The sequence below is a fragment of the Sporolituus thermophilus DSM 23256 genome, assembly GCF_900102435.1.
Taxonomy (GTDB): Bacteria; Bacillota; Negativicutes; order Sporomusales; family Thermosinaceae; genus Thermosinus; species Thermosinus thermophilus.
Window position 1 is genome coordinate 81,950 of sequence record NZ_FNBU01000002.1, and the last position, 17,057, is coordinate 99,006.

Genomic DNA, 17,057 nt, shown 5'->3' on the forward strand with positions numbered 1-17,057 from the left:
CCTATTCCCACCACCGATATTTGACCTCGGCGATGGCCACTGTTACATTGGGATATACAGTTTTGGGCAATAAAAGCGTTTGCGTCTGCCCCCCGCACAGCGCCGCCGGTTCGCATACATTCCCCACTCCAATCTTTTCTTCTACAAATTTTGATATTGCCAATCCGTGGTTTTCGATACACTGCTGTAATTGCTCATTGGTGAAAAATTCGTATGGCACCTCGAGCTGCTGCACGGCCGCGAGCAGGCCCACCTCATCCTGTTTGACAACTGAGCTGGCAATAACCGCAATGCTTTTCATGCTCCGGCCGATTTTGCGGCAGGCATCGCCGAGGGCCGTCAAAATTTCGGCACTGGGCGTTCCCCTACGGCAGCCAATGCCTACCGCCAGCGTCGCCGGCCGGAGATAGACATGGGGCTTTACCATATACAGCTCCTTGTCGGTGATGACTACGGCCGCGTCATAGTTATCGGTATGAACCAGTTCGCCCATGTTCCGCAAGACTACCCCCATCTCTGCCGCCAAGTGGATATAATGGCTGGCATTGGCGAGATCCTGGTCGATAAAAAAGGCGACCTGTTCACCGTTGACAATCGCGGCATTAATGTGCTTAAGCTGCTCAAATGGTTCAATAGTTAAATCTAATTTGACGGCTAAAACGTCAGCAGCCGGCAGATTGGCCACATCGGTCGCCGTTGTAATGACCGGCCTGGCGCCGATAGTACTGGCTACCTCCCTAGCAAGATCATTGGCGCCGCCAATATGGCCAGACAATAAACTGATGGCGTATTCGCCAGCTTCGTCAACTACGACAACCGCCGGGTCGAACCGCTTATCGTGGATATGGGGGGCCAGCACACGGACGACAATCCCGGTAGCCATAATGAAAATCAATCCGTCGTACCGGTGAAAAACCTTATCCACAAGGTCGCGCAGACACTCGTAAACCTGCGGGAACCCCTGCGGATTGCGACAGGCTTTTGCATAGACGTCGGCGGGATGACCCAAGGCGTTAGCTAACTTTTCGGCCAAACGAGCCCCTTTGTTCGTTACGGAAATAATCGCGAGTTTCATTTTGCCTCCCGGTACATATGCCCAAAATCAGGCGAATAGAGTCGGGACAAAGCGTACTTGCCATCAAGGCATTTCCCGACCACAATCATGGCCGTGCGGTCAACTCCCGCCTCGGTCGCAATTGGAGCAATCGTAGCCAGCGTTCCCCGCAAAATCTTCTCCTCGGGCCAGGACGCCTTTTGCACGATAGCTACTGGCGTTTCTGGCGGATAACCGCCGGCAATAAGTTCGGCCACTACCACTTCCAACATATGAACACTTAAAAAAATGCACATGGTTGCGTTATGACTGGCAAGACTCGCCAATTTTTCCTTGGCCGGCACCGGGGTTCTTCCTTCCAACCGGGTGATAATCACCGTTTGGCTGACTTCAGGCAGCGTATACTCCTGTTTTAAAGCGGCCGCCGCGGCCAGGAAAGAGCTCACGCCAGGCACTACTTCATACTCGATACCCTTTGCCGCTAGTGCGTCCATCTGTTCTTGAATGGCGCCATAGATACTCGGGTCGCCCGTGTGAAGCCGCACTACTTTCTTGCCTGTCGCTATCGCTTCTTCCATGACCGCGATGACTTCATCCAAAGTCATGGATGCGCTGTTATGGATTTGAGCTCCCGCTTTCGCATCCTGCAGCAGGGCAGGGTTTACTAAGGAACCGGCGTAGATAATAACATCAGCTTCGGCAAGCAACCGGCGACCCTTAACGGTAATGAGTTCCGGATCACCCGGCCCGGCGCCGACAATATAAACCTTCATTTACAAACCTCCCTGCTTCACCAGAATTAAAGATAAATAGTCTCGTTTTTCCTGTCTCATGCTATCCAGGTTATCAGTAACAAACTGGTCGGGATAACCCAGCCGACTGATATATACGGCTTTGTCCTTTAGTCCCATATCAGTCAGCACGTCCACAATTTCGTTATACTGGCCAGCCACTTTCATCAGAACAGCATTAGGAAAAAGCCGTAAAACTTCCCGTAATTGCCCTGGATCGTCGACAGCCGGTATTATGGCCAGCTTTTCATTGCCCTCGGCTAAGGCAGTATTTAAGTGCGCCGCGGCCGCAGCAAAGGACGTAATGCCAGGTACACTCTCGACCTCAATGCCAGGCAGTAACCGGCATACCTTTTTAAGCAAATATGTGTAAGTACTGAACAGCATGGCATCCCCGATCGTTATAAAAGCTACGTTCAAACCTTCAGTCAGTTTTGCGGCAATTTTTTCCGCTCCGCGTTGCCATTCGGCTTCAAGCACTTGCCGGTCCCGCGTCATTGGCGTGGCCACTTCCATAATTTCCGCCGTGGCCGGTATATATTTGCCGGCGACCGTCAAGGCGAGACTATCGTTATCTGCCTTGGAACGGGGAATGCATACAACATCAATGGATTTTAAAATTTCTATTGCCCGAAGCGTGAGCAGGTCAGGCGCTCCCGGCCCCACCCCGATACCGAAAAGTTTGCCCAGTTGTTTAGCGGCTGCAGCCGGCCTATGAACCTCCGTAGAACTAGGTCGTATGTTCATGGTCTCCTCCTTTTGTTCCCGCAATAATATAGACGGGATTTAGAGCTTGAAACATATTGGCGGCTCCTGCAGAACGGATACGCGTGACCTGCACCCCACAGGCTTCGGTTGTATAATTCGGTTTTTCGCGCAAAAAATGAAGAGCGCCGTAAAGCGTTTCGACAGTCACGGCCATAATAACCAACCGCCCGCCCGGCCGCAGCAGACAGTCACTCCGCTGTAGTATTGCCGGCAGCTTACCGCCGCTACCACCGACAAATATAACATCGGCCGGCGGCAGCCCAACCATAGCCTCAGGGGCGTTTCCCTGAATAACCATAATATTCTCCCGTTCGAAGCGGCGGGCATTTTGCCCGATTAGGTCAACTCCATTCCTATCCCGTTCAATCGCGAATACCCGTCCTTCTTTAGCTTGAAAGGCCGCTTCCACACTCAGGGAACCTGTGCCTGCCCCGATGTCAATAACCGTATCGCCATTGGCAATTTTCGCTTTTGCCAAGGCGACAATACGCACTTCCTGCTTGGTCATGGGCACATCGCCCCGTATAAACGCTTCGTCGGCAATGCCTGGAAAATAACGCTTCACGCCGCCACCACCATTACACATTGGGTAAAACTTGCGATTAGCTTTGCTTCTGCCAGGCTAAGCCTGACGATTTTTTCATCCTCATAAGATAAATTAGCACAGAGATGTACCGTCGCTGTCGCCGGCCAACCGTGGTCAGTTAGCAAACTCGCAATATAAGCCGGACTGTGCTCCGCATCTGTCAAAATCCCCAATTTTTTGCCGGGAGTGTAGCGCAATGTTTCGGCAGGCGCCTGCCGTCCATGCAGGCTGGTTAAAATGGCATCTTGCCAAATGTCGGCTATTCTCGCAAAGGCCAGTTGAACCGAACTAATGCCGGGAATTACCGTTAGCCTTTCCGCGCCGAAAGCCTGGCGCAGTACCGCAAGCAAACTGTAAAACCCAGGGTCACCCGACACCATCACGACGACATCGCACCGGTCAAGCTCGGCGCGGATATAGGTGATTGTCCTTTCAATATCCTTATCAATTATCCATGTCCGGGCCGTTGGCGGCGCAAAAGCGGCCAGCGCCCGCCTGCTCCCCACCACTACTTTGGCGCCGTCAATCATTCTTTTGGCCACCGGCGGCAAATAGTCGGGCGATCCCGGGCCGATACCGACGACGATTATTTTATATTCCACCCTAAAGCGCCTCCTATCTTGCGTGCGTTATTGTCCAGCCCCAGCATTTCGCCTTTCAGCGTAAGAATTACCGTTCCCACTGTTAATTCGCCGAAAACGTATCGCTGGGCGCGGGTACTTGCCCGTTCGGCGAGTACCCGATACACGGACGTAAACCCGCCGTTTTCAATGATGCTAACAGCCGCTTCGGCCGTATTACAGGCGAGAATTTCCCTAACCACCGCAGCCGACGCCTCTTCTGCCGCCAAATAGGCGGCAATGGTTTCCAGCCGCCCATCGGCTACCCGGTTATGGGTATGAAAGATACCGGCCGCCACTTTGACGATCTTGCCGAGATGACCCATGAGCAAAACCTGTCTTAAGCCATGACTCACCGCGCTTTCCAGCATGTGACCGATAAAGTTGCTGGTCTGTACTACCGCATCACCCGGAAGACTATAACGTTTAACGGCATAATCCTGCCCCATCTTGCCGGGAACGAAAACAATACTGTCATAGCCTAACGCCTTTACTACGCTAATTTGGGGCGTAAGCGAATTTTTGAAAGCCTCTTCGGACATTGGTTTAACAATACCGGTTGTGCCAATGATCGACAGGCCGCCCATAATCCCTAGATAGGGATTAAGCGTCCTGGCGGCTAATTGCTCGCCGCCAGGAACAGAGATAGTGACAACCGCGCCGCACTCGGGCAATACCTCCCGCACCGCCCGGATAATCATGGCGCGCGGTCCCGGATTAATCGCCGGCTGCCCTACCGGTACGGCCAAACCTGGTTTAGTTACTATTCCTACCCCTTCACCGGCCTGGAGGACAATCTCCGGTAAAGAAGGGGCAATTTTAACACTGGCCCGAATTATCGCTCCATTCGTAATATCCGGATCATCGCCGGCATCTTTTACTATCGCGGCCCTTCCCCCGTCGTCGGCGGCCGCCGCCTCCGCCACCGGCACCGTAATAACCCGGCCTTGCGGCGATATTACCTCGACCTTCGCCGGAAACATGCCGCGCCAGGCTAATACGGCCGCTTTGGCCGCCGCTGCCGCACAGGCCCCTGTCGTAATGCCGGAACGTAATTGTTGCGCCAATAAAAAAACCTCCTGCAGGCAGGAGGTAACTATAAACAAACAGATATGCTTATATTACCCACCTGCCTATCTTCCGTAGGTCATAACGGTGTGTGTTAGAATAGGCAGGTCTCCTGACTCTGGTTCATTGCTAGCCGCACCTTCCCAGATTGCTCCAGTGGCATAACGCAGCCAGACTCCCCATTACAGTGGCGGGACCGTGCCGGTTTTTCACCGGACTTCCCTATTAAGCCGCAAGGCACCTATTCCCTTGTCATATGAAATTGGTAATATTGCCATTATTATGCTCTTATATTCCACCCTTATAACCTTATTCCTTCTTATATGGCACGGAACCCGAAATTTAAATTTTCAGTCCACCAAAAAAACCTTGGTAAAATTATGTGAAATCACTGAATATTTTAATGGTTTTTTATCTTTTTTACTCGCTGCTGCAAGGAATTAGTCTCTGCTCTTTCGAATAAATAAAGGCAATTTTGTATCCTTTCACAAGACAAGGGAGTGAACAGATGAAAAGGGTATGTACTAACTGGAACCAAGCTTTCCCAAAAGGCCGTATGGGATTAGAATTCTTTCCTGAATTTGAAATGCGGGCCAAGAATGCCGCGGCAGAAGTAATCCGGGTAAAAACGCTGGCTGAAGCGAAAAACGCTATTGTTAATCTTATTAAACACTCAGGTGCTAAAAAAGTAGTGGCCGTCGAATGTCCACTCCAGCGGGCGGCCAATATCCATCAAGCCATCCAAGAATTAGGAACAGAGCTGCACTCTACTCCCGCTGACATTGCCGCTAATGCCGCGACAGCCGATATTGGCATCTCGGGCGTAGAGTTTGGCGTTGCCGAAACAGGCAGCGTCTGCCTGGACGCTTACTCGATCGAAAGCCGTCTCGTTTCCACCCTGCCTCCGATCCATGTTGTGTTTATGAATAGCAATAATATAGTGCCGGATATTGCCGCTGCCTTTGAAATTTTTTCCCAAGTTTTTGAGCGAGGTTATATTAGCTTAATTACTGGCCCCAGCCGTACCGCCGACATTGAACGCGTACTGACCATTGGAGTTCACGGCCCGAGCCGGTTTGTCATTATTGCCGTCGACGAAGAAATTACCGGAGGTGAATCATAATGCAAAAGAGCGACCGCAATATCCGCAAAGAAATCCACGAAAAACTGCAGGATGAGGTACTGCGCGGCGCCCTGGGACGGTTTGCCGAGGCCTATCCTACGGCCCGGGCCAAAGCTTATGAGAATGTGGAAGATTTTGAAGCGCTAAGGGAAAGCATACGGCAAATTAAACAACAGACGGTAGCCCAGATTGAAGCGGTGGCTGACCGCTTTGCGGCCGAGGCGACCAAACGGGGGGCCAAAGTTTTTCGGGCCAAAGATGGCGCCTCCCTGAAAGAGTATCTTTTAAATCTGTGCCGGGAAAAAGGGGTTAAGCGGATTGTTAAATCTAAATCCATGGCCTCGGAAGAAATTCACCTTAACCACGACCTTGAAGCCGCCGGCATTCATGTTCGCGAAACCGACCTGGGGGAGTGGATTATTGCCCTGGCCGGACACAAACCATCCCACATGGTAATGCCGGCCATTCACCTTAACCGCCAGCAAGTGGCCGAATACTTTTCCAAAGAACTTAAGCAAGATATTCCCGATGACATACCCTTTATGGTTCAGGCGGCACGGCAGACGCTCCGCGAGGAATTTCTGCAGGCCGATATGGGCATTTCGGGAGCTAACTTTGGCATCGCCGAAAATGGCGCCATTGGCCTTGTCACCAACGAAGGCAATGCCCGTCTCGTTACCAGTCTGCCCCGGATCCATGTCGTCATTATTGGCTACGAAAAACTCATTCCAACAATAAAAGATGCGGTGCCAATCCTCCGCACCCTGCCGCGTAACGCCACCGCTCAATTAATGACCAGTTATATGAGCATGATAGCCGGCCCTACGCCGATCATGGTAAACAAGGACGGCAAATGGGTAGAAGAAGAAAAGGAACTTCACATTATTCTGTTTGATAACGGTCGACTGCAAATTGCCAAAGATGAACGGTTTAAGGAAGTTTACCAATGCGTCCGCTGCGCTTCCTGTCTCAACGTCTGCCCGGTGTATACGCTTGTCGGCGGCCACGTGTACGGCCACATCTATGCCGGCGGTATCGGCGCCATCCTTACGGCTTTTCTTAACAGCATGGGCGATTTTGAGAAAATTAACGAACTGTGCATTGGCTGCCGGAAATGCACTACCATCTGTCCCGGTAAAATTAATATTCCCGATTTGATTGAAGAACTGCGGGCCCGAGCAGTAAAAGAACATGGTCTTCCCCTGGCCGTTCGCACTCTGTTTGAAAAAGTTCTCGCCAACCGTAAAGTTTTCCACACCCTGCTTCGCCTTGGCGCCATCGGGCAAAAACCGGTAAAGTCGGGTAATTTTATCCGTCATCTACCCTTGTTCCTGACGGGATTGACGAAAGACCGTAGCCTGCCGGCCATTGCCGATGTACCGCTCCGCGACCGCATTGCCAAAATTACCAAAAAAATTGAGCGGCCTACAAAACGGGTGGCCTTCTTCAGCGGCTGCAGCCTGGACTTTGTTTACCCTGAGACCGGTGAATCGGTTTACAAGGTATTACAAGATCTCAATATGGAAGTCATCTTCCCGCAAGAGCAAAGTTGCTGCGGTAAACCCGTATTAGGAATGGGCGACCAAGAAACAACAAAGCGCATGGCCAAGAAAAACATTGAAGTATTTGAAGCGGTAACTGCCGATGTAATCCTCGCTGCCTGCCCGACCTGTACGGAAACTTGGCATGACGCCTATGTTAGTCTGCTAGCCGATGAACCGGAGTGGAAAGAACGGGCCGAAAAACTAGCGGCCAAGTTCCGGGAATTTACCAGTTTTGTCGCCGAAGAATATGAAAAAGCCGGGCGCCTTGTCCCCGCCGCCGGTGGCGCCAAAGTTACCTACCATGACTCTTGTCATATGAAACGGGGCTTAGGCATTTATGAACAACCCCGCAAACTAATCGAGGCAGCCGGCCATGAACTTGTGGAGATGAAAGATTGCGATAAATGTTGCGGTATGGCGGGCGCTTTCGGCGTAAAGCACGCCGAACTGTCCATGCCGATACTGAAACAAAAATTAGACAATATTAAGGATACCGGCGCCTCAATCGTAGCCGTAGCTTGTCCCGCCTGCATGATGCAGATAAAAGGCGGACTCGATAAACAAGCTTCCCCCATCCAAATTAAGCACGTTGCTGACATCTTAGCTGAAAATATCCAAGATTAATTAATTGCCTTGAAAAAAGTCTCCGCTTTCCGCGGAGACTTTTTTCGTTAGGTTTATGCACTTGCCGAAAATTCCCGTTTATTTGCCTTGCTTTTGCGCCACTGCAAAAACAGCCCCGACGCCAGCATGACAAAACCGATGATATCGGTCGTCGAACCGGGATCAATCAGCATAAGCCCGCCAATGAGAAACCAAATACGCTCTATAACGTTCATATTGGCCATAAAATAGCCAATCATAGCTGCACCGACACCAATCATACCGATGCTGGCGGTAAGAAAATTCAGGGCTACACCAGCAATCGTGGACTTGATTAACAATAGTTGCGGCGAGTAAACAAATACGTAGGGAATGATAAAGGCAGCAATGGCCAGTTTGGTCGCAATGACCCCCGTGCGGAACGGATTGGAGCGGGCAATACCGGAACCAGCATAAGCCGCTAGCGCTACCGGCGGGGTAATATCGGCTACAATGCCAAAGTAAAAGACAAACATATGCGCCGCTAATAGCGGTACACCCAATGCGACGAGAGCAGGCGCCGCAATTGTCGAGGTAATTACGTAGTTAGCCGTGGTCGGTGCCCCCATCCCGAGGATCAACGACGCAATCATCGTAAACACCATCGTCAGAAGCAGACTGCCTCCGGCTAAAGCTACCAGGCCATTGGCTAACTTAAGGCCGACTCCTGTCAAGGTTACAGTACCCACAATAATGCCGGCCGTCGCGCAGGCAATGGCGACCCCTAAAGCACTGCGCGCGCCTGCTTCTAAGGCATTAAGAAAATCGGTGAAGTTAATACGCGTTTCAGACTTAAGCATCCCGACAATAATAGAAAGCGCGATAGCGGCGAGGGCGGCCCGCGCCGGAGTATAGCCACTCATAAGGAAGTAGACAATCCCGAAGAGCGGAATGATCAAATGGCCCCGTTCGCGCATGACCGTCCATACCCGCGGCAATTCAGAGCGGTCAATTCCCTTAAGGCCTAGCCGTTTAGCCTCAAAATGTACTTCTATCCAGATACCCAAGAAGTATAAACAGGCTGGTATAAACGCCGCCTTGGCTATCTCGATGTAAGGGATGCCGGTGAATTCTGCCATTAAAAAGGCAGCGGCCCCCATAACCGGCGGCATAATTTGTCCGCCGGTAGAGGCGGCGGCTTCTACGGCGCCGGCAAATTCAGGGCGATAACCCAGTTTTTTCATCATGGGAATAGTGAAAGTGCCGCAAGTGACGCAGTTTGCGACAGAGCTGCCAGTAATCATGCCGTGTAGCCCGCTGGTAAGAACAGCCACTTTCGCCGGTCCGCCAGACGCCCATCCGGCCAGGGCATTGGCAATGTCAACAAAAAACTTGCCGATGCCGGTTTTTTCAAGAAAAGCGCCAAAAAGCAGGAACAGGAAAATGAAGGTTGCTGATACACCGAGCGGAATACCCAGAATACCTTCGGTTGTAAAGTACATATGGGTAACAATGCGTTCGATAGAATAACCCCGGTGAGACAAAAATCCTGGCAGGTAGTCGCCGACATAAGCGTAAATTAGAAAAGAACTGGCAATTACAACAATAGGAAGACCGACAACACGGCGAGCTGCTTCTAAAGTAAACAGCACGCCTAGGCTGCCGACAATTAAATCAGCCTGACTATAATTGCCGGCCGCCGTCATCAGCCGCTCATAATTGAAGGTAATATACATACCTACGGCGCCGGCGACGACGGCAGTAATATAGTCGATGATCCCTACCTTATTAGACGATGTCTTACGGGCCGGATAAAGAAGAAAGACCAGAACAAAAGCGAATGCCAGGTGAATGGAGCGCTGAAGTTGCGCCGCCAGCATACCAAAAATGCCGGTGTACAAGTGAAAGCAAGAGAACGCGACAGCCAGCCAAAAGACCAGTTTGCGCGGAATACCTTCCAATTTGCGATAAGTAGACTCCTTATCCACTTTTTTTAAGAGTTCTTCCACCTCGACGGCCGACACTTCCGGCTCCGGCGGACCAGCATGTTTTTTGACTTCATGGTCAGTCATAAAGACACCTGCCTTTCCACATTTGTAAATACGAAACCTTCATTACTTTGAATTGTAAAGGCTCACCAGGCTGCACCAAACTGGAAAGTAAAATGCGCTTATTTTGGATATGAAGGGCATGTTGCGATACAGTGCCGACGAATAATTTGATTTCAGGCAAGGTGTAATTAACTCCCGACAGTTCCAACATTCCGTCATGATTAATGGTGAGTGTCTTGCCGTCTACGGCCGTTTCCGGCATTCCGGCGCCAAAGGCATCATAACGCGATTTAACTATTGTCAGAGACTGGCCGTTAACGCGAATGTGGTCATAAACGGGACGCTTATTCACCGAATGGACGAAGGAAATAACAAACTCCTCCCCGTCATGAACAGGAATATACATGACCGGTCTGGAAGCTTTAACATCAGTAATAACTAACGCGGGAAACAAAGGCCAAACCGCCGCTGCAACCAGGATACAGCCGAATAGAAATGCCCATTTTTGTACGGCACGCACAAGTAGCAAGCAGGACCGGGCAGAAACCCTGCCCGGTCGCCCTCCGATTACTTAATTATACCCTTTTCTTTGTAATACTTGGCCGCACCGGGATGAAGCGGAATAGACATACCTTTCACGGCTTTTTCCAGGCTAAGTTCCTTTCCTTTGGCATGAGCCTTTGCCAAGTCGGCTTGGTTTTCAAACAGCGCCTTGGTAATGTTATACACGATGTCCTCTTTTACATCGGGATTGACAATAAGGGTAGCTTGAACGGCTACGGTTTTAACCGGCTCGGTTTGGCCCTTGTAGGTGTTGGCCGGAATAGTGACCGCAGTCAGGAACGGATACTTCTGTACCAATTTAGCGATCATGTCGTCCGGAATAGACACAAGTTTGATGCTGTGCTGGCTGGCAATTTCCTGAACAGCCGAGTTGGGAATGCCGGCCGTGAAGATAAAGCCATCGATTTGTTTATCTTTAAACCGGTCGGCACATTCGGCGAAGGACAGATAATGCGGGTTCATGACCTTATAGTCGAGCCCATAAACGTCCAGCAATTGGCGGGTATTTGCTTCCGTGCCGCTGCCAGGAGCGCCTACGCCAATTCTTTTGCCTTTGAAGTCGGCGATACTGTTAATGCCACTGTCAGCGCCTACGACAACTTGAATGATTTCCGGATAGAGAACAGCAATACCGCGAATATTAGGAAGCTTTTCTTTGAAAGCCTCTTTTCCGTTGTAAGCATAGTCCATCATATCGTTTTGAACTATCGCTAGTTCAGCTTCTTTCTTATTAACCAACCGGAGGTTTTCAACAGAAGCTCCGGTAGATTGAGCCGTCACATTTACATTGGGAACTTTAGTGTTGAAAATTTGCGCCATTGCCCCGCCTAACGGATAGTACGTTCCGGCCGTACCGCCCGTAGCTAAAATCATTTGTGTAGTTTTCTTAGCAGTTTCTTGGCTACCGCAACCTGCCAGCATACCAATTACCAGGAGACAAATAACCGTAATTGCCAGTAGTTTTTTCATGATCTTCCTCCCAAAATAAGATTTCAAAAATAACGCAAAGGGCTCTGCTTACCTTCTCTCCTCCCTTCCGCCCAAGGCAACCAAATATAATATTATGGTTTTTCGCTCTTTTAGCATTTTTTTCCTGCTATTACAGATTATAGTTAATCAGAAAATTTAAATTTGTTAATAAAAATAACTTAATTGTGTTTTGAATACATATTTGAGCACACTAAAAAACCAAGGTACTTGATAAAGTACCCTGGTTTTAGGAAAACTGTCGTTTAAAAACATGAAACATGAGGGCTAGCCATACGACAATTCCGAGTAAGGTAACAACCGGACTGGACATAAATCCGAAAAATAAGCTGATAATAACTGCAATTTTTATTACGCCTGCCAAACTTGCATTAATCTCCGGAAAAAGACGTGTCAGCCAAACAATGAACTCCAAATACCTCTTCCCTCCATAAATAGCATCGCATCGGTAGTATGGCCCAAAACGGCGGGAAATAAACAAGGCAGCGGAGCATTTAAAAGTATTTGTTTGGCCGCGCTGTTGACTGATGGTATAATCTAAAATATATAAACAGCGAGAGGATGATTAATTATATGGAATTGCCTGGCAAAAAACTAACGTTGCAACTCGCCCGCACTCTCTGGTTGAATATGTACCGGGGCAAAGTAACCGATGCTGCCGGCGAATATTTGGCAACCATACGAATTATTGCCCATATACCCCTTGACCGTAACGATGTTCCTACTGACGCTCCCGTTGTGAAACCGTACCTTACGGTATTGATTGAAGATGCGTCAATAACGCCCGCAACTTTGGTGGAATTCGAAAGTGAACTGTCCGAACTCTTGCTTGCCAAATTTTGCAGCGAACAATTTTCCCCCGAGTTTTGCCAATTCTTCTACCCGAGCCCGGCCGAGATACTGTTTGCCTCTTGTCCGGCGTAACTCGCTAGACACAAATCTGTCTTGACCCGTTCAGTCTTTTCCGGAAAAAGCATATAGTTATACTAGGAAGCTTTTTGCGGGAGGGATTGGATATGTCCCCATCAATACGACATGCCTGCGGCGGTAAGGCCCATCTAGTCGGCTCAAGATTGATCCTCGGCTGGAATAAATATTGCTGTGGGCGTTGCGGCGAAGTCTTCTACCGATGGGTTACAAAAAAAATGCTGACTGAAGAAACGAAAACGGGTGAATAAAACAGCTCGGCAGCACAAAGCCTGGGAGCCTAATCTCCAGACCTTGTGCTGCCGACTTTATTTCAGATGCCGCTTGAAAAGAGCACCGAGACGAGCCACACCGGTTCGAATCAGATCAGGGGTCGAGTTAGAAAAATTAAGGCGCATAGTATTATACCCACTATCATCGGCATGGAACGGAGTACCGGGCACATAAGCTACTTTTTCCTCTTCTATTGCCACAGGGAGTAAATCATTAGTATTAATGGTTGCGGGCAATGTTACCCAAATAAACATGCCTCCGTCTGGAACGGTCCACGTAACGCCGGACGGAAAATGCTCCTCCATAGCCGCAAGCATAACATCACGCTGCTGCCGGTACTGCTTTACAATCATGGCAATGTGCTGGTCCAACTCCTGCTCGGTCACAAATCTGTGCAGCGCCCGTTGGGTCAGAGAGTTTGTCAGGACATCGGTAAGCTGTTTAGCCGTCGCGAGTTTATCGACGATGGTCTCCGAAGCAATCGCCCAGCCTACCCTGAGTCCCGGAGCCACAATCTTAGACACTGTGCCGGCATAGATTACCCAGTCGCCACCGGGAAAACTTTTGACGGCCGGTAAAGGCTCGCCGCTATACCGCAGTTCGCCATAAGGATTATCCTCAATAACCGGAATTTCATGCTCTGCAGCCAATTGCGCCAATTGGCGCCGTCGCTCCACGGTCATCGTCACTCCGGTCGGGTTTTGAAAGGTGGGGTTGACATAGATGAATTTGGGACGCACCTTTTTGATTTGTTCGGCCAGTATATCTACCCGCATACCTTCCTGGTCAAGCGGAATAGGGAGAAATCTTGCCTGCGCACCTTTAAAAACCTGTACGGCCGACAAGTAGGTAGGATTTTCCAAAGCAACATAGTCGCCGGGGTCGAGCATCGTCCTGGCAATGAGATCGATTATTTGTTGCGAGCCGTTACCAATGAGAACATTGGCTGCGGTGCACCGGATTCCCTGGCGTCCTGCGCGGTCGGCCACCCAAGCCCGCAAAGGCTCATACCCCTCAGAAATTCCATACTGCAGCGCAGCGGCTCCTTGCTCGTTAAGAACGGCTGCAAACGCGGCCGCAAGGCCTTCCACGGGAAAAGCGCGGGCAGATGGCAGTCCCCCGGCGAAAGAAATTACGTCAGAGCGCTGAGTAATTGCGAGAATGGCCTTCACGGCCGGGTTTTCCATACAAGACATCCGTTCGGCCCAATTAATGTTCATCCTAACCACATCCTTACTTAATCGAATTGGGGCTGCCCTTCTTGCCCTGCCTTTTATGCCGTGACAAGAAAAGCGCCTGTTCATAGTCTTCCACACAATTGATTTCTTCGGCAGTCAATCCGTAAATTTGATAAACAAGCTCATCCATCCGGGCAGCGAGACGTTCCTGTTCTCTGCCGGCCATCCCGTCCCCCTGCTCGCTGCGCTGAAGACAATCTGTCATCTTCCTAACTAGGCCGTTTGCTTCTCTGATTGCCTCCGGCGTAAAACGAACAGGCAACCGTTCCAGCGTTTCAATGTCTGTCTGGGCCATAGGCCGGCCGAACTCGAGGGTAGTGACATGATAGTAAAAAGACATGAGCCGTGAATTTAGGAGCATCAGCAGATATTCCAGACTAACCTCATTATTCTTCAGAACAAAGCTGTGAATATTGTTTAAATGATAATATCCTTGCTCGTCAATGCAGGCAATAATATTATAGCCCGTTTGGCGCACCAAAATTTTGCGCTGCCGCACCACTTCCTCCCGCCATCCGCCTTTATAAAGCAGGCGAGGGTCGATATTCAGCCAATGACCTTTATATTTCAAGCCGAAACGGATAACTTGACTGCCTGAGATAAGGCCGGGCCGCCATGTTTCTCCCAGACGCGTTTGGGCAACAATGTCCTTCTGCCGCACCAGCGCGCGAATACCGGTATGACCAACGGCAAATTTACCTAGATATATGCCGCGATCGAGTTTATCTACTAGCTTTTTGGCCGCGAGATCAAAAAAGAGGCGGAAGCGGCAGAACACTTGCCGATTAAAGTAATCCTGCTCATACTGGCAACATGTTTTAACCAAAGGAAGCTCGGCAAAATCTTTTACGGAGTATATTTTTACAGTGTTAGCATCACGTTTGCGCTGATCCTGCTCTTTTTCAAAAATGCCGATAGCGGAGAAACCGAGCGCTGCTTGGTGAAATACCGGGGCAGCGATGTGGACGATCGCCTTCACGGCGGTATTGTCAAGAAGATAGCGCCGCAGTTTGGAAAAATATCGCCCAAGCAAGAAACTGTCAGGAACGATGAAGCCTAACCGCCCACCGGGCTTGAGCAGTTCAATGCCGCGTTGCATAAAAAGGGCATAGTAGCTTATTTTATACTCGGCGCAAGCGGTGAAAGCCTGTCGTAAATACTTGCCGTATTCCGGATCAAGAACCTGCCCGCCCCTAAGCCCAAAAGAAAGGTACGGCGGATTACCGACTACATAATCATAAGCGGCCGCCCAAAAGATTTTATCGCTGGACGAGCTATTATCATCCGGTCGCCGCAAACTGTCGCACTGCCTAATATTGGGGGCCAAGTCGCGGCTAGCCCCCGGCCGTTTCAGCAACAAACTTAAGGCGGCAATTTTGGCGGCGGTACCATCAATGTCGGCGCCCCACAGATTATAGCGAATAATATGCCGGTGAATACCATCGTCTGACCAGTCAACTTCGGGATATTTTATCTGCAGGATAGGCCGGGCATCGCAAAATTTCCGCCGCAAAACGTCATAGGCTTTTACCAAGAAGTTGCCACAACCGCAGGCGGGGTCAAGCACCCGGACATAAGGATTCTGCGTTATAACGCACGCCTCAACCGTCCAGGCCATAATAAAATCGATGATTTTCGCGGGAGTATAATAGCGCCCCCGGGCCCGCCGGCCGATAGCCGTTCTCTCATATATCTCGCCTAAAAAAAACTCTTTACTGCGAACCTGCTTCACCCAGTCCTGCAGCGTAGCCGCCCCCAGCTGCGGCTCATAGTTTGGCTGGCCACCTTCATGGCCTAAAAACCTTTCCTCAGAAGGAATAACCAGCGCCTGGCGCCATGTGCCGTCAGGCCCGGATTGCCCTCCGGTGATAAAGGCCATTACTTTTAGCAGCCATTCATCAGTGCTCTGAACACCCTGCCGGGATAACTCGTTTTTCACAAACTCATATTCCTTGTCGAACCGCTTCCAATCTACCATCATCCCTATTTAGCCCATGTCGGCATCCTTGTCGTAAACTTTGTCAAATAGAATTCGGTTTCCACCAAAAAATTCCTGTCATAAATCTTAAAGTGAACGTTCAGTTTGAGGTTATTTCGGAAACAAATTCCCGGTGGGCCGCATAGGCATTATGGTTATGAATCGACTCATAGTTTTCGCACTCAACCTCAAACCACTCTACCCCTTTTAGGCGTCGTAAGGCAAGCACGAGGTCACGGAGTACGTCTTCGACAAATTTGGGGTTTTCATAAGCCCTTTCCGTCACATACTTTTCATCTTCCCGCTTAAGTAATGGATAGACGGGGCAGCTTCCCTGCTCTTCCATCAAAGCTGCCAAATCTTCAATCCAAATGAAATGGCCTGGGCGGTGCTTGATTTTTACCTTCATTAACCCCCGTTGATTATGAGCGCCATACTGGGATATTTCTTTGCTGCACGGACAAAGAGAAGTAAACGGCACGGCTAAGCCGAGAACAAACTTGAGGTGGGCGCCACGCAGTAAAGTACCGGAAAAAAGACAATCACAATCCAAATAACTCTTTAAACCGCTTATCGGCGCCCGTTTTTCAAGGAAATATTTAAAGTTAATATCAATATCAGCCCGCTGCGCATCAAGGCGGTGCATTATATCGCCGAGAATGTACTCCATTTCCCGGTAAGATACAGGTTTCTGACTCCATTCATTTAACACTTCGATAAACCGGCTCATATGCGTACCCTTATATTCTTTAGGCAGGTCAACCGTTAGCTTTATTTTAGCCAATACGGACTGAAAACTACCGTTTTTGGTTTTGATGAGAAAGGGAAGGTCAACATCACTTACGCCGACCTTTTGGATGGCTATGCCGCGCATATCCGCCGCATTTTGCACATCTTTCATGC

15 protein-coding genes and 1 riboswitch are annotated in these 17,057 nt (G+C 49.9%); of the genes, 3 read left to right on the forward strand and 12 right to left on the reverse strand.

The window, feature by feature from the left end:
- Position 1: 1 nt before the first annotated feature.
- From BLQ99_RS01700 to cbiD, 6 genes are read right to left on the reverse strand one after another with little or no spacing between them, the layout of a single operon-like run.
- Complete coding sequence (locus BLQ99_RS01700; RefSeq protein ID WP_143005854.1) at positions 2–1,075, reverse strand: cobalt-precorrin 5A hydrolase; 1,074 nt, start codon at positions 1,073–1,075, stop codon at positions 2–4.
- Entirely contained in the window at positions 1,072–1,827 is a 756-nt protein-coding gene (cobM, locus tag BLQ99_RS01705) for a precorrin-4 C(11)-methyltransferase (RefSeq protein ID WP_093687519.1), read from the reverse strand. Before cobM ends, BLQ99_RS01700 begins: the two co-directional genes overlap by 4 nt.
- The gene (gene cobI / locus BLQ99_RS01710; RefSeq protein WP_093687521.1) at positions 1,828–2,592 is read right to left on the reverse strand and encodes a precorrin-2 C(20)-methyltransferase; all 765 of its coding nucleotides are present in this window, start codon (positions 2,590–2,592) and stop codon (positions 1,828–1,830) included. It abuts the gene before it with no gap.
- Entirely contained in the window at positions 2,576–3,178 is a 603-nt protein-coding gene (cbiT, locus tag BLQ99_RS01715) for a precorrin-6Y C5,15-methyltransferase (decarboxylating) subunit CbiT (protein ID WP_245690210.1), read from the reverse strand. The genes cobI and cbiT overlap by 17 nt, the downstream gene beginning before the upstream one ends.
- Positions 3,175–3,801, reverse strand: coding sequence for a precorrin-6y C5,15-methyltransferase (decarboxylating) subunit CbiE (gene cbiE / locus BLQ99_RS01720; RefSeq protein ID WP_093687525.1), 627 nt, complete (start codon positions 3,799–3,801; stop codon positions 3,175–3,177). Before cbiE ends, cbiT begins: the two co-directional genes overlap by 4 nt.
- Positions 3,786–4,886: a cobalt-precorrin-5B (C(1))-methyltransferase CbiD gene (cbiD, locus tag BLQ99_RS01725; RefSeq protein WP_093687527.1), complete on the reverse strand. Its 1,101-nt coding sequence runs from the start codon at positions 4,884–4,886 to the stop codon at positions 3,786–3,788. The genes cbiE and cbiD overlap by 16 nt, the downstream gene beginning before the upstream one ends.
- An 86-nt stretch (positions 4,887–4,972) precedes the next feature.
- Positions 4,973–5,147: riboswitch (cobalamin riboswitch) on the reverse strand.
- A gap of 248 nt (positions 5,148–5,395) precedes the next feature.
- On the opposite strand from cbiD, the gene BLQ99_RS01735 reads away from it, so the two are divergent.
- Both BLQ99_RS01735 and ldhH read left to right on the forward strand, forming a co-directional pair.
- The gene (locus tag BLQ99_RS01735; protein ID WP_093687530.1) at positions 5,396–6,010 is read left to right on the forward strand and encodes a LutC/YkgG family protein; all 615 of its coding nucleotides are present in this window, start codon (positions 5,396–5,398) and stop codon (positions 6,008–6,010) included.
- Entirely contained in the window at positions 6,010–8,178 is a 2,169-nt protein-coding gene (gene ldhH / locus BLQ99_RS01740) for an L-lactate dehydrogenase (quinone) large subunit LdhH (RefSeq protein WP_093687532.1), read from the forward strand. Before BLQ99_RS01735 ends, ldhH begins: the two co-directional genes overlap by 1 nt.
- 53 nt (positions 8,179–8,231) lie before the next feature.
- On the opposite strand, the gene BLQ99_RS01745 is transcribed toward ldhH, so the two are convergent.
- The 3 genes from BLQ99_RS01745 to BLQ99_RS01755 form a co-directional block, all read right to left on the reverse strand.
- Entirely contained in the window at positions 8,232–10,208 is a 1,977-nt protein-coding gene (locus BLQ99_RS01745; RefSeq protein WP_245690211.1) for a TRAP transporter permease, read from the reverse strand.
- Entirely contained in the window at positions 10,201–10,641 is a 441-nt protein-coding gene (locus tag BLQ99_RS01750) for a DUF1850 domain-containing protein (protein ID WP_143005855.1), read from the reverse strand. Before BLQ99_RS01750 ends, BLQ99_RS01745 begins: the two co-directional genes overlap by 8 nt.
- A 113-nt stretch (positions 10,642–10,754) precedes the next feature.
- Positions 10,755–11,720 carry a TAXI family TRAP transporter solute-binding subunit gene (locus BLQ99_RS01755; protein ID WP_093687536.1) on the reverse strand — a complete coding sequence of 322 codons (966 nt, stop codon included), beginning with the start codon at positions 11,718–11,720 and terminating at the stop codon, positions 10,755–10,757.
- A gap of 591 nt (positions 11,721–12,311) precedes the next feature.
- Here BLQ99_RS01755 and BLQ99_RS01765 point away from each other — a divergent pair.
- Entirely contained in the window at positions 12,312–12,662 is a 351-nt protein-coding gene (locus BLQ99_RS01765; protein ID WP_093687540.1) for a hypothetical protein, read from the forward strand.
- Between the two features lie 311 nt (positions 12,663–12,973).
- Here the strand turns inward: BLQ99_RS01765 and BLQ99_RS01770 are convergent, their stop codons facing one another.
- The 3 genes from BLQ99_RS01770 to folE2 form a co-directional block, all read right to left on the reverse strand.
- A complete protein-coding gene (locus tag BLQ99_RS01770; RefSeq protein ID WP_093687542.1) occupies positions 12,974–14,158 on the reverse strand; it encodes an aminotransferase-like domain-containing protein in 1,185 nt (394 codons plus the stop codon).
- Positions 14,159–14,171: 13 nt separating this feature from the next.
- Entirely contained in the window at positions 14,172–16,157 is a 1,986-nt protein-coding gene (locus tag BLQ99_RS01775) for an N-6 DNA methylase family protein (RefSeq protein ID WP_093687544.1), read from the reverse strand.
- 97 nt (positions 16,158–16,254) lie between these two features.
- Entirely contained in the window at positions 16,255–17,055 is an 801-nt protein-coding gene (gene folE2, locus BLQ99_RS01780) for a GTP cyclohydrolase FolE2 (RefSeq protein WP_093687546.1), read from the reverse strand.
- Between the last annotated feature and the right edge of the window lie 2 nt (positions 17,056–17,057).